The organism is Acinetobacter sp. YH12152 (assembly GCF_013418285.1).
Lineage (GTDB): Bacteria > Pseudomonadota > Gammaproteobacteria > Pseudomonadales > Moraxellaceae > Acinetobacter > Acinetobacter amyesii.
The window spans coordinates 1-12204 of the sequence record NZ_VPCH01000018.1; the positions used below are offsets into that span (position 1 = coordinate 1).

15 protein-coding genes are annotated in these 12204 nt (G+C 41.7%); 8 read left to right on the top strand and 7 right to left on the bottom strand.

The features are described 5' to 3' along the window. Window positions 1-96: transposase domain-containing protein (locus tag FTU83_RS07545; protein WP_179992416.1), on the top strand; the 96-nt coding region annotated here is incomplete at its 5' end. A gap of 1088 nt (window positions 97-1184) precedes the next feature. Beyond that, window positions 1185-1310: a hypothetical protein gene (locus FTU83_RS17405; protein WP_257223144.1), complete on the top strand. Its 126-nt coding sequence runs from the start codon at window positions 1185-1187 to the stop codon at window positions 1308-1310. A gap of 204 nt (window positions 1311-1514) precedes the next feature. Here the strand turns inward: FTU83_RS17405 and FTU83_RS07550 are convergent, their stop codons facing one another. Then, window positions 1515-2123 carry a TetR/AcrR family transcriptional regulator gene (locus tag FTU83_RS07550; protein ID WP_180002945.1) on the bottom strand — a complete coding sequence of 203 codons (609 nt, stop codon included), beginning with the start codon at window positions 2121-2123 and terminating at the stop codon, window positions 1515-1517. A 91-nt stretch (window positions 2124-2214) separates the two neighbouring features. Between FTU83_RS07550 and FTU83_RS07555 the strand changes: the two genes are divergently transcribed. Both FTU83_RS07555 and FTU83_RS07560 read left to right on the top strand, forming a co-directional pair. Next, window positions 2215-3876: an acyl-CoA dehydrogenase family protein gene (locus FTU83_RS07555; RefSeq protein ID WP_180106029.1), complete on the top strand. Its 1662-nt coding sequence runs from the start codon at window positions 2215-2217 to the stop codon at window positions 3874-3876. Window positions 3877-4069: 193 nt separating this feature from the next. Further along, complete coding sequence (locus FTU83_RS07560; protein WP_180106028.1) at window positions 4070-4270, top strand: hypothetical protein; 201 nt, start codon at window positions 4070-4072, stop codon at window positions 4268-4270. A gap of 22 nt (window positions 4271-4292) precedes the next feature. On the opposite strand, the gene FTU83_RS07565 is transcribed toward FTU83_RS07560, so the two are convergent. The 4 genes from FTU83_RS07565 to FTU83_RS07580 form a co-directional block, all read right to left on the bottom strand. Further along, a complete protein-coding gene (locus tag FTU83_RS07565; protein ID WP_180010167.1) occupies window positions 4293-4454 on the bottom strand; it encodes a hypothetical protein in 162 nt (53 codons plus the stop codon). 67 nt (window positions 4455-4521) lie between these two features. Further along, a complete protein-coding gene (locus FTU83_RS07570; protein WP_180006997.1) occupies window positions 4522-4995 on the bottom strand; it encodes a hypothetical protein in 474 nt (157 codons plus the stop codon). 34 nt (window positions 4996-5029) lie between these two features. Beyond that, window positions 5030-7327 carry a phosphoenolpyruvate--protein phosphotransferase gene (gene ptsP, locus FTU83_RS07575; RefSeq protein ID WP_168377918.1) on the bottom strand — a complete coding sequence of 766 codons (2298 nt, stop codon included), beginning with the start codon at window positions 7325-7327 and terminating at the stop codon, window positions 5030-5032. 77 nt (window positions 7328-7404) lie between these two features. Beyond that, window positions 7405-7884, bottom strand: coding sequence for an RNA pyrophosphohydrolase (locus FTU83_RS07580; RefSeq protein WP_078189729.1), 480 nt, complete (start codon window positions 7882-7884; stop codon window positions 7405-7407). A 181-nt stretch (window positions 7885-8065) separates the two neighbouring features. On the opposite strand from FTU83_RS07580, the gene FTU83_RS07585 reads away from it, so the two are divergent. The 3 genes from FTU83_RS07585 (at window position 8066) to FTU83_RS07595 (ending at window position 9628) form a co-directional block, all read left to right on the top strand. Continuing rightward, a complete protein-coding gene (locus tag FTU83_RS07585; RefSeq protein WP_111884093.1) occupies window positions 8066-8722 on the top strand; it encodes an HAD family phosphatase in 657 nt (218 codons plus the stop codon). Between the two features lie 93 nt (window positions 8723-8815). Next, a complete protein-coding gene (locus FTU83_RS07590) occupies window positions 8816-9289 on the top strand; it encodes a DUF2628 domain-containing protein (protein ID WP_180106027.1) in 474 nt (157 codons plus the stop codon). A 96-nt stretch (window positions 9290-9385) separates the two neighbouring features. After that, window positions 9386-9628: a DUF2789 family protein gene (locus tag FTU83_RS07595; protein ID WP_078189726.1), complete on the top strand. Its 243-nt coding sequence runs from the start codon at window positions 9386-9388 to the stop codon at window positions 9626-9628. A 619-nt stretch (window positions 9629-10247) separates the two neighbouring features. Here FTU83_RS07595 and FTU83_RS07600 read toward each other — a convergent pair. After that, window positions 10248-11111: a LysR family transcriptional regulator gene (locus FTU83_RS07600; protein WP_078189725.1), complete on the bottom strand. Its 864-nt coding sequence runs from the start codon at window positions 11109-11111 to the stop codon at window positions 10248-10250. Window positions 11112-11574: 463 nt separating this feature from the next. Here FTU83_RS07600 and FTU83_RS07605 point away from each other — a divergent pair, with 463 nt between their 5' ends. After that, complete coding sequence (locus FTU83_RS07605; protein ID WP_168377916.1) at window positions 11575-11784, top strand: hypothetical protein; 210 nt, start codon at window positions 11575-11577, stop codon at window positions 11782-11784. A 129-nt stretch (window positions 11785-11913) separates the two neighbouring features. On the opposite strand, the gene FTU83_RS07610 is transcribed toward FTU83_RS07605, so the two are convergent. Beyond that, on the bottom strand, window positions 11914-12150 hold the full coding sequence (locus FTU83_RS07610) for a DUF2061 domain-containing protein (protein ID WP_078189723.1): 237 nt from the start codon (window positions 12148-12150) through the stop codon (window positions 11914-11916). Window positions 12151-12204 lie beyond the last annotated feature (54 nt).

Sequence of the window (12204 nt, forward strand, 5' to 3'; positions counted from 1 at the left end):
GCCTATTTAAGTGATGTGCTGAAAAGGTTGCCGACACATAAAGTGACTCAGATTGAAGAATTGCTACCACACCGCTGGAAACCTAAATCGAATTAAAAAATAGGCATGGGGTTCAGCGGACGCTTACGATTGATTAAGTTATTGAATTTATATTATTTATATATTTTGTTTTAATATTTTATGGGGTGATGGGGTGATGGGGTGATGGGGTGATGCTAGTTGGCACACCTATCTTTATTGTTGTCAGGTCAGATGTTGTCACTCCAGCGTGAATCGATTCCTACATCATATCAACATACTAGGCAACCTTACGTGATCGCATATCGTAGTCGAGGGGGTTAATGGCGAACCCATTTTGACCTCGGGGTATATTTTACTCCCAAAAGGATAAGTACTTAAACAAGACTGGACCGTATTGGCATGAGCACATGGCACGACTGTGTGGCTGATACAAGTGCTCCTTCAAGTGATTATACAATGGGCCTGTGTATAGTTTGCAACTAGTCATAGATGGTGCAATCGACAGTTGTTTGAGGCATGGCTATGTAGTGGTTACAACAGATTATCAAGGACTAGGTAAGCCAAAACAGCACCCTTATATGAATGTAGTCAGTTAAGTTTATAATTTGGTGGATTCTGTACATGCACTGCATTCTTGGAAGCCGAAGCAATTTAATAAAGACTGGATGGTGATGGGGGCATAGTCAAGGTGGTGCAGCTGCTATTGCGGTTGCAGCTCAGGGACAAAAAGATGCGCTTGAATTGAATCTTAAAGCTGCAATACCCTTGGCACCGGGTGGTTATCAATATGAATGTATTGCTGAATACGTAGAAACCAATCCAAATCCAGATACCAACGTAGCGGCATTTTTCCCCAGCGTGTTGTTGGGAGCAGCCGAAGCAGATCGATCAATGTAGATCAACAGGTTAGTCCAGATATGCAGTCTTTACTAAATCAGGCCCGTAAACGTTGTTTATCAGAAATAAAAAAATTAGTTAAAATAAGCACCTCAGCCAATCTTTTAAAAAATTCAGACTTAAGGCCATCCCCAAGCTATTTAAAACGGCAGTCGATTGAATATATGACCCTAACCGTAACACTGATGTTTGTTTAAGGCGCCGCAGACCATTTGTCGATCACCTTGGTACTCAAAGTTATTACCAAAAAGTGTGCAAATAAAAAATTGCCAGTAGTCTATCAGGCGATCCCAAATGGCTATCATCGTGGTGCATTAGGCCATAGTCCAAAATATACGGCTGAATTTTTAAAGAGCTTACAACTGGCCAGCATTGCAAAGGCGTATAAATGAGACAAGTAAGCTGGCAATAAAAGCTTAACTTCTAAAGCACTTTTATTGACGGATGAAACAAGTGATGAATGATTTTCTTCTACCGTAAAAATGAATTTCCTAAATATCTAAAATAACTGGTTTAAGAGCCGATTTTTTGTAAATAACATGACTTTATTTTATTCACCGATGCATTTGAAACATCATTAGACTTGTCCGCGAAGTCTAATCGCGCAACATATGAATTATATCTCGCTTTAATTCATCCCACTCCCCAAAATCAGGCTCAATCAATAAAGTTTGCGACACAAAGCCATAACACACCCGCTGCATATTTAAAGCCATCTGTTTGAGCTGTTCATCATCCTGTATAAATGGCTCAAGCATACTGCGCCACATTTGCACCATCATGGCATAACTCTTACGGTAACTTTCAATATCTGAAATCTGCCGTTCTAACAAAAACACCTGTGACCATAAAAACTGCTGTGCTTGAATTTGCTCAATTTGAAAATGAATAATTCGCTCTAAATAAGTCTGAAACTTCAAATCTGTGGATAACTTGATCAAGCTATGTGCATAACTTTTTAAGCTTTCCGCATTGTGTTTCACATGTAAATGAATGGTTAGCGCAATCAAATCTTCCTTTTTAGAAAAATATTCATAGAACGTTCCCAAGCCCACGCCTGCAAGGTCGGTAATTTCCCGAATGGTAATTTGGCTGGCAGGACGCTCATGCAAAAGCCGAACAAAACTGTCCTGTAAGGCTTCTTGCGTCAGTTTGGCACGTGATTGACGTGGCTTACGCCGTATTTGAATGGCTGAATGCTTCATATTTTTAAGCGCGGAAAACCGAACGTCTATGCTTTAAATTTTCTCTATACTGAAATGAAAAGCCAACAAGAACAAGCGGAAAATATAGACGATGAATACATTAGAACAGACATGGATGACGCATCAAATCAGCAACCAATTTGATGAACTGGAAAACTACAATCTATTTTCAAGCGATACGGTTTTACATGAAATCTTAAAGCGCTATGGCAGCCACGATCAGCCGATCTTATGCGAAATGGGCAAAGTCGCAGGTTCGAGTGAATACTTTCAGCATGGGGCTTTAGCCAACAAACATACCCCAATTTTACATGCCTTCGATGCTCGTGGTCGCCGTACTGACTTTATCGAATTTCATCCTTCATGGCATAAATGGATGGGACTCAACCGTCAGTTTGATACCCATGCACATCCATTTAATCAGCCAAATTCCAAGGCAAAATGGGTGGAATGGGCATCACGTTTTTATTTAGCAGGTCAGGTCGAGTGCGGCAATTTATGTCCAAATTCAATGACACTCGGCAGTATTCCACTCATTCAGCGTGAACCTGAACTGTGGGCCAAAATTGGAGAGAAACTACTATCGACTGAATATGATGAACGCGATGTACCGATTGCGCAGAAAAAGTCGATTTGGCTCGGTATGGGCATGACTGAAAAGCAGGGCGGTTCGGATGTACGTGCCAATGAAACTATCGCTGTGCCTGTGGCAGAAACAGGACGAGGCAAAGCTTATTTACTCACGGGGCATAAATGGTTTTTCTCTGCACTGATGTGTGATGCGCATTTGGTGGTGGCAAAAACCGAACAAGATGGATTGGCTTGTTTCTTTGTGCCACGTTGGTTGGAAGATGGCACGAAGAATAATATTCAGGTACAGCGCCTAAAAGAAAAAGTCGGTAACCGCAGTAATTCAAGCTCGGAAGTCGAATTCAAAAATGCGTGGGGCATTATGATTGGTGAGGCAGGGCGTGGCATTCCAACCATTATTGAAATGGCGAATTATACCCGTCTGACCTGTTCGGTCGGTTCGAGCGCCATGCTGCGTCAAGCTTTGGTGCAATGCATTGCCTATACCCGTCAGCGTCAGGCTTTTGGTAAACATTTGATTGAACAACCCTTAATGCGTGCAGTTTTGGCAGATTTGGCTTTAGAGAGTGAAGCAGCGACGCAGCTCAGTTTCCATTTGGCGCAGTGCTATGAATCAGATGATGCCTTGTCTGTGGCATGGAAACGCATTATGACCCCAGCAGCTAAGTTTTGGATTTGTAAACGTGCAGTCGAACTAACTGGTGAGATGATGGAAGTTTTTGGCGGCAATGGCTATGTCGATAACGGCATCATGGCGCGCATTTTTAAAGAAGCACCTGTGAATACCATTTGGGAAGGTTCAGGCAATGTTATGTGCCTAGATGTGCTGCGCGCGATTGGGCGTGATCCTGAATCTATTGAGGTGCTGTTTAAAGATTTGGCCAGTACAGCAAGTATAGATGAAAGCTTGCAAACAGAATTGCAGGACTTGTTCAGGTTGTTCCATCAATCGCCTGAAGATTTACAATTTATGGGGCGCAGTTTGGTCAGTCGTTTAACGGTACTTGCACAAGCGGTGTTATTGAAACGCTATGCGCCTGATTATGTAGCAAATGGTTTTATTCAAAGCCGTTATAGCGCTAAACACGGGCAAGTGGTGGGGATGTTGGATGCCAAAATGGTCGATGTAGAGCGTTTGTTGGAACGGGCTTTCGCAAGTTAAATACAATGTATTTCCCTCTTTTAATGGGAGAGGGTTTTGGAGATGGGAATAATGTGGGAAAACAATTTTTTATGGACATGGGACTAACTACGCTGTATCAAAAAGCCATAGGAAAGTGCTTGAAAAAATCTAAAAATAGACCAATATATGCACTACAGCACGAAGGTGCTGTATAGGCAAAAGGTGAATGCAAATGGCAAAGAAAAAAGTCCTGCCAGAAGTTGAAGTTCGCAACTTCGTGGCAAAACACATGAATGATTTTAACAAAAGCCAAACTTTTGTAGATCGAAAGAAAAATGCGAAACGTGGCTATGACAAGCACAAAAAAGGGAGATACTCAAATGACTATCTCCCTTTTTATTTCAGTGTATTTTCTCAGTTTTTAGTCTACTAAATGATTCGGCTTCAACATCTGCTTAAACAAATTCCACATCATATTCCATACGTTTTGCTGTTTGCTTCGCAATCTCTAAGCCATGCAATTTGGCCACAATATAAAGCGATGCATGGATCCCCGAAGAAATCCCCGCAGCATCTAAGACTTCAACTTCGTTGAATAATAAGATACCAACGTTCATTTAGGTGGTTCCATGCAGGATTTAAAGCATTGGTTTTGAGTTGAAATATTGAACATTAAAACACCGCTTATTTTGAAAATAAGTCTTCAAACATTTTGTTGAATGTGGATTTTTGTTGTGGTCTAGACGCTGTGCTTTGATGTTTTACGGCGTTATTAGGTTGCTGAAGTACGTGTTCCACCTGACTGGTCAATTGCTCAAACCATGTTGCGTCGCTGTGCTGCGTCTGATTTAGCTGTTTGGCGCGCTGTGCAGCCAGCACCGATGGATCATTTTTACCTAAGCGGCGCTGCTGTGACGCAGTAATTTCTATACCGAGTAAGGGGGGAATACGAGAGCGGCTGACCGGAGCTTTGGATTTTGTTGGCTTGGTTGGGCGTATATTGACTTGTTGTGCTTGGGACGGTCTAGGTCGAGTTGAGGATACTTTTTCAATCGGTGTATCGTGTTGCAGCTCTAACATTTTTTGTTTGAGTTGCGGATGGATCTTTGTCATATAAAAGGCAATTGCGACAAAAGCCAGAAAAAATAAAAAATCCATCATCACCTCATTTTATTATTTTACATGAGTGTTCTTAAGCACTCACGATTCGGGTTGCCGATTTCACCATATCACCAAGACCATGAGTCTTGAAGTAGTACTCCATCATGCTTTTCACCATCAGTGGATTATTCATGCTCAAAGCACGATCCAAGAGCTCTTTTGCATCTGGCATCGGCACATGGCAGATGGCTTTACGGACTTTGAGAATGTTACTCGAACTCATCGATAGGGTGTTAAAGCCCATCGCCATCAGTAAAATAGCTGTGAGTGGATCACCGGCCATTTCTCCACAAATACTAATCGGCTTGTCGTATTTATGACATTCTTGCACCAAGCGAGTCAGCGCACGAAGTACGGCTGGGTGTGAGTGTGAATAGACATTGGCAACCCGTGGGTTATTACGGTCAACCGCAAGTAAATATTGAGTTAAATCGTTAGATCCGACCGAGAAGAAGTCAACCAATTCAGCAAACTCATCGATCTGTAACAGCACACTCGGCACTTCGACCATGATGCCGATTTTTGGCTTGGTAATCTTCACCTGTTCTTCTTCTTGCACCGCTTGCCAGTCACGATCAAGCAAATACAACGCTTCTTCGACTTCGCTGACACTGGTCACCATCGGCAGCAAAATATGCAAGTTGTTCAGGCCAATACTGGCTTTGAGCATGGCACGAATTTGGGCTGAAAAAATCTCAGGATGATCGAGAGTAAAGCGAATTCCACGCCAACCCAGTGCTGAGTTTTCTTCTTCAATCGAGAAATAAGGCAGGTCTTTATCTGCACCAATATCGAGGGTACGCATCACCACTGGTTTATTGGCAAAATGACTCAGCTGTTGACGATAAATAGCGCGCTGTTCTTCTTCACCAGGGAAGCGATCACGCAGCATAAACGGAATTTCAGAACGGTATAGACCGACACCTTTGGCGCCACGTTGTACACCGCGAACCACATCGATCATCAAGCCAGTATTTACAAACAATCGAACTGCAACACCATCAGGGGTGATGGCATCTTTGGTTTCGTATTGCTTCAGATCTTTGGCAATTTGCTCTTCTTCTTTTTGAATCTCTTTATAGCGTGTGCGTAAACGACGAGGTGGATTGATGAATACACGACCTTGATGTGCATCGACAATCATTTCGACATCATCGAGGGTATTAATCGGCAGTTCAGTCACACCGACTACAGTTGGAATGCCGAGGGCACGTGCCACAATCACCATGTGTGAGTTCATGGCACCTTCGGTGGTCACAATCGCCGCGATTTTATCGACAGGGAGTTCAACCAAGGCAGCCGTAGAAATTTCCTCACCAATTAAAATGCTTTCATCGGTGATTTCACGGTGACTGGCATCTGCTTCTTGTAAATAAGCCAAGATACGACGCCCCAGATCTTTTAAGTCTGAAACACGTTCACGGAGATAGTCATCTTCCATCTGTGCAAACAGCGCAATGTGTTTATCAATAACAATGCGTACCGAACCTTGTGCCCAGTTACCGTCACGAATTTCACTTTTGATTTCCGCGGGGAGGGCATTGGCATCGAGCATTCGCAAGAACACGCTAAATAATGCACGTTCTTCGGCCATGAGGGCATCTTGCATTTTTTCATCGAGGGACAGAATTTCTTGACGAACTGCGTCTATGGCATTGTCGAGTAATTCGAGTTCTTCACTGATGTCATCGGCTTCACGATCGGGGACTGAAGCCAAGTCAGCAGGTGGATACAGGATGACTGCCCGGCCTAGCGCAATACCGCCTGAACCAGAAATACCTTGGAAAGTTTTATAGGCAGGGAGGTTGTTGGGTTTACGAAAGACTTCGATATTCCCGACGGCATGTGCATGGGCAATTACCCCTGAAAGTTGAGCGCATAGGGTCACGAGGAAGGATTCGGCAGCTTCGCTAAAGTCTTGAGGCTCTTTGTTTTGAACCACCAAGACGCCCATCACTTTACGGCGATACATCACCGGAACACCGAGGAAGGAATTGTAAATTTCTTCCCCTGTTTCTGGCAGATACATAAAGCGTTCGTGTTTGGGTGCATTGTCTAAGTTGACGATTTCTTCACGTTGTCCAACTAAGCCGACCAAACCCTCACTGGTATGCAAAGAGACATGCCCAACGGCTTCAGGGTTTAGGCCCTTAGAAGCCATCAGTAAATAACGATGATTTCGTTCATCAAGCAAGTAGATTGAGCAGACATCCACATGCATGGCTTCGGCCACTTGATTGACCATAATGTCTAAAGATTCATGCAAACTGGCCGACGCATTAATCTCTTGGACTATGCGTCTTAAGGTATCCAGTTGCATGTTCGACATCGTGTCTGCTCCAAAATTTATTCTGCTTTATTTATAACAACACTCATCCTAAAAATCTGCATCCATTCTGCAAATTTTTACGGTTTTTGCGGAAGCTGATTGCACAGCTCCACCATGGCTTTACGATATACATCGCGTTTAAAATTCACCACTTGACCCAAAGGGTACCAATAGCTGACCCATTGCCATTGATCAAACTCAGGTGGATCTGACAAATCCAGCTGAATATGCTGTGCTGAAGCTGTCAGTTTCAATAAAAACCACTTTTGCTTTTGACCAATACAAACGGGGTCTGAATCCGTACGTATATACCGATGTGGCAAACGATAGCGCAACCACCCTTGGGTTTGTGCTATCACCTGGACGTGTTCGGGCAGTAAGCCAACTTCTTCTCTCAGCTCACGGTAAAGTGCCTGTTCGGGGGTTTCTCCATGTTGGATACCTCCTTGTGGAAATTGCCAGGCATTGTGACCAATGCGCTTTGCCCATAAAACTTGTCCAATGTCGTTTGCCAAAATGATCCCGACGTTGGGTCGGAAACCTTCTGAATCGATCATTTGGCTACCTAAATATTGTGTAATTTATGACTTTGCTCACGGGGACGTTTATTTCTGTGTCCATCTCGAAAAAGCAAAGTGTAAAAATGTTAAAATTGTTATGATCTTAACGAATTTCTATCGACTAGCGGAGATAGATTTACAATTTTTTTCTTAAATTTCAGCTTTTACGAGTATTTTCATGAAATTGGCACTGTTTGACCTTGATCACACCTTATTAAATACCGACTCAGACCATTCTTGGGGGGAGTTTTTGGTCAATGAAGGCTTGGTTGATCCAATTCGTCATCGTGCCATGAATGACAAATTTTATGATGATTATAAAAAAGGCCAGCTTGACCCGATTGCTTATAACGAATTTGTATTTGAGTTTTTAACCCAACATGATAATGCCTACTTAACTGAGTTACATCAGTTGTTTATGAAAAAAGTTATTCGTGCGCAAATGCGTCCTGAGGGCTTTGCTGCTATTCAGCGCCATCAAGATGCAGGACATCAATTGGTCGGGATCACCGCAACGTCTGATTTTATTACCGCACCGATTTTTCGTGAATTTGGTATTACTGAAATCATTGCGACCAATGCCGAAGTTGTGGATGGTAAATATACGGGTAAAGTGATTAATACTCCGTGCTACCAAAAGGGCAAATTAGTCCGTTTGAATCAATGGTTAGAAGGTCGTGATGTGACAGAATCTTGGGCCTATTCAGATTCGATTAATGACCGCTTCCTATTGGAATATGCCGATCATGCCTTTGCAATTAACCCAGATGACCGTTTAGAAGTCCTTGCAAAAGAACAAGGTTGGGACATTCAAGACTGGTCAATTCAAGCCTAAAAATAGATATGATAAAAAAGCATCATTAGATGCTTTTTTATTTGACGTCCTTTTGATTAAACTTCAGCTCACTAATTTGAACTATCGCTCTATATGCAGACAGAAGCTTCTTTTAAACATTTAATTCAAATCTTTATAGGGTCACGTGCTCAATCTTATTTAAAGTTCATAGAACAACAAGGTGGGCAGAACAGTGGCCTGAGTTGGGCGGGGTTAATTTTTGGGCCCTATTGGTTACTCTATCGGAAGATGTATCGCTATTTCTTCTTATTCTTTGCGGTTGGTTTTTTGATTAGTATGTTGGCACTCATCATCGGTGTGCCTGAACAAGTCTTGATGGGGCTAGCATTGATTCCTAACCTCATACTCGCTGGCATCGGAAAGCGGCTTTATAGCGATTTTGCGGTGCAAAAGACCAAAGCCTATATGCAGCAGCCGAAATATAGTGAGCAGGTGTTTGCTGAAGAAGGTGGAGTGAACTGGGGGCTGCCTTTATTGTTGGTATTTATTCAATCTGTCGTGATGATTATGCTTAGTTTGCCTTTTATTCAATTTTCACCACTGTAGAATTCTGTAATTGAGTACGTGTTCGTTCCGTGTTATATCCTTAAAACAGAATAATTTTGTATCCATAAACAATACGTTTTAACACGGAGAACGACAATGAGTGTACGTCCACGCATGACTCATCTATTTGAACAACTGGGTTTAGATTCAAGTGAAGACGCGATTGCTTTATTTATCGTGACGCATCAACTCAGTGCCCAAACTAAAATTACCGAAGCAGATTATTGGACAGATGCTCAGCGCCAGTTCTTGGCCGAAAAAATTAAGTCAGATGGTGAATGGGCGATTATTGTCGATCAATTGAATGAATCATTACATGAAGATTCGTTGACGAAGTAAAACTGACAGGTCTTCCTTGGTTTTTTTAATGGGATCGGCTGAAATAGGTGATCCCATTTTTACTGAAAAACTGATGTTACGTACGTAAAAGTTATTTCGTGTTTTTAAAATGATTTTTAAATCTATTCAACGAAGTCTTACATCTAGGAATTGAATAAATTGATTGGCCTTCGGCTGGAGGTACTTTTGTTTCGGCAAAAGTACCCAAAACCATTGTCATCCGCAAAACTCGTTCACTACCGTCTAATTATTCAAAGTATCGCAAAAACATTTTTGATGAGAAGTAGTCCTATCTCAAACACTTGCGGATGACCTTGCCGCGTATCGTTCTTATATTTGAATCAAATTGCACTTCTGATGTTACTGTATAACATCAGTGAAAAGAGGTTGAACTTTCATAATAAGTAAGAGCATCTATTGCTGACCTTGAGCAAAGCTACAAATATTGATGGCAGATTTGAAGGTCACTGCATTGTCTATGATGACTATTCAACAAGGACTGTTCAACACTTGGCTAATCAAGTCATTCGCTTTTTCTAGATGCTTAAACAGATGAATATAAAAAGCCACCATAGCGGTGGCTTGATTAATAATTGAATTTTGTAGGCAAAAAAATGAATTAGATGTGTTTCATCAATTCAACCAGTTTTTGTGCAGCAAGTGACTGAGTACGGCCTGGGTGCCATACCATGCCCAATTGACGATTCATGTTTGAAGGTAAATTCAGTTGTTTTAAATCTTGGTTCAATAAGGTTTTAGGAAGGACAGACCAACCGAGACCAATGGAAACCAACATACGAATCGACTCAAGTGAGTTATTGCTCATGGTAACTTTTGGCTTGAGTCCATACTTTTCAAACTCAGCCAAGGTAATTTGACTGGTATAGGTTTGCGCTGCAGGTAAAAGACTTGGGTATTGGATCAAATCCTCTAAGGTCAAATGTTCGACTTGCGCCAAAGGATGGAAAGGCGCAACCACGAATACCAGTGGATCATTCCATGTCGTGATGTATTTTAAACGGCTGTCACCTTGTGGTGGTAAAGTCAAAAATGCCAACTCTAAGTCACCTGCCAAAACTTGCTCATGGGCTTGTTCAGAATCAACAAAGTGTACATCTAAGGTCACTTCTGGAAACTGTTGTACATATTGACGCAAATGCGCCGGTAAATGGTGTAAGCCGATATGATGGCTAGTGCCAATTTTCAGTTTACCTTGAACCTGACCTTGCTCATGGCTGAGCGTATGGTGAATATCGCCCAACTCATTCAGCCAGCTTTTTACTTTTGGCAAGAGAGAGTTTGCTGCATGCGTCGCTTGAACACCACGACCCGCCGATTCAAAAAGTTTGACACCGAAGTATTCTTCTAAACTGTGAATACGCTTGGTCACAGCAGGTTGCGTAATGAAGAGCTGATCTGCTGCCAAAGAGATCGAACCAGTTTCCATGACTTTTACAAAGGCTTCAAAGGCTGCGAGATTCATCTTCATTCCTATAAAGAATTTTTATGCGTAGTCTCATTGTTATAATATTTTAAGAATAAATCAAAGGAAAAGTTGTATCTTTTGATTTAAAACTAGGCGTTCAAGCCAGATGACGCTTTAAATCTGAGGGAATTTTCTTAGTTCCATAGCGTTATTCGAGTACTTGGTCGCTGCATGATTTAAGGTTGGACTGTGACGTTTTCAGCTCAAATGCGTTGTTACAAAGTTGTTTTTTAAACCGAAACCAGAGTTATGCATAATATAAAAATACAGGGCTGGAAAGTACTTCAACCGTTTGACTTGAAAAGGAGCGATGGCGTTTCTTGTTAACTCAGCATTGAACTAAAAAAAATGAACTTAAGTTTTGATGGCTTGGGGAACAACTTTTCATTGAATAATTAAAGCAACAGGTACAGTCAGGGCGGCATCGATTAGCAATGTTGTACCTCACAGGGAGAAGGCGATGGATATTAAACACATTAAAAATTTATTGGATATTTTTGAAGGGACAGTCGAAAAGCGCTGTGCGATATATGAAATCGCAGATGACGAAGACGACGAAAACCGCGCAGCTGCCGAGTGTAATGCGGCAAAAAACAAACTGATTCTTGCGATAGAACAATTGGTTGAGGCGCATGATCAGTTGGCCTTACAGCAAAAAAACAAGCTTTGATGATCCGTCTGCAATTGAATCTATAGGATGAAAAAAATAGAAAGTTAAAGTTGATAGAGTAAAAGAACGTTTTAAGGTCATTAAAAAAACCACCGTGATGGTGGTTTTTTTACAAGGAGCAGGGTTGGATTAAGCGGGGATATTTTCCTCTGCTGCTTTATCTTTCTTTTCCCATGCTTTTTCGTGGAAGAAAAAGGCAACCGCTTGAACAGTTGGTTCAAGTAAACTTAAGGTAATGGCCATTGCAATACTGCCAGTCACGTAATAACCAACCAACATCGCAACCGTGATATGCATGATGTAATAGCTCAAGGTTTTTTTGAACATGCGCTGATTATTTTCGACGAACTTGTTAATGTGTGCCATGAGAATGCTCCTTGTTAAATTGATAAATCTTGGCAATAAGTTAATAATAATGAT

What these genes read in the sequence shown, in the direction of transcription:
- FTU83_RS07565 (WP_180010167.1), bottom strand. Translation starts at nt 4,454, where the DNA reads ATGAACGTTGGTATCTTATTATTCAACGAAGTTGAAGTCTTAGATGCT.
- FTU83_RS07550 (WP_180002945.1), bottom strand. Translation starts at nt 2,123, where the DNA reads ATGAAGCATTCAGCCATTCAAATACGGCGTAAGCCACGTCAATCACGT.
- ptsP (WP_168377918.1), bottom strand. Translation starts at nt 7,327, where the DNA reads ATGTCGAACATGCAACTGGATACCTTAAGACGCATAGTCCAAGAGATT.
- FTU83_RS07555 (WP_180106029.1), top strand. Translation starts at nt 2,215, where the DNA reads ATGAATACATTAGAACAGACATGGATGACGCATCAAATCAGCAACCAA.
- FTU83_RS07560 (WP_180106028.1), top strand. Translation starts at nt 4,070, where the DNA reads ATGGCAAAGAAAAAAGTCCTGCCAGAAGTTGAAGTTCGCAACTTCGTG.
- FTU83_RS07580 (WP_078189729.1), bottom strand. Translation starts at nt 7,884, where the DNA reads ATGATCGATTCAGAAGGTTTCCGACCCAACGTCGGGATCATTTTGGCA.
- FTU83_RS07595 (WP_078189726.1), top strand. Translation starts at nt 9,386, where the DNA reads ATGAGTGTACGTCCACGCATGACTCATCTATTTGAACAACTGGGTTTA.
- FTU83_RS07585 (WP_111884093.1), top strand. Translation starts at nt 8,066, where the DNA reads ATGAAATTGGCACTGTTTGACCTTGATCACACCTTATTAAATACCGAC.
- FTU83_RS07590 (WP_180106027.1), top strand. Translation starts at nt 8,816, where the DNA reads ATGCAGACAGAAGCTTCTTTTAAACATTTAATTCAAATCTTTATAGGG.
- FTU83_RS07610 (WP_078189723.1), bottom strand. Translation starts at nt 12,150, where the DNA reads ATGGCACACATTAACAAGTTCGTCGAAAATAATCAGCGCATGTTCAAA.
- FTU83_RS07605 (WP_168377916.1), top strand. Translation starts at nt 11,575, where the DNA reads ATGGATATTAAACACATTAAAAATTTATTGGATATTTTTGAAGGGACA.
- FTU83_RS07600 (WP_078189725.1), bottom strand. Translation starts at nt 11,111, where the DNA reads ATGAATCTCGCAGCCTTTGAAGCCTTTGTAAAAGTCATGGAAACTGGT.
- FTU83_RS07570 (WP_180006997.1), bottom strand. Translation starts at nt 4,995, where the DNA reads ATGGATTTTTTATTTTTTCTGGCTTTTGTCGCAATTGCCTTTTATATG.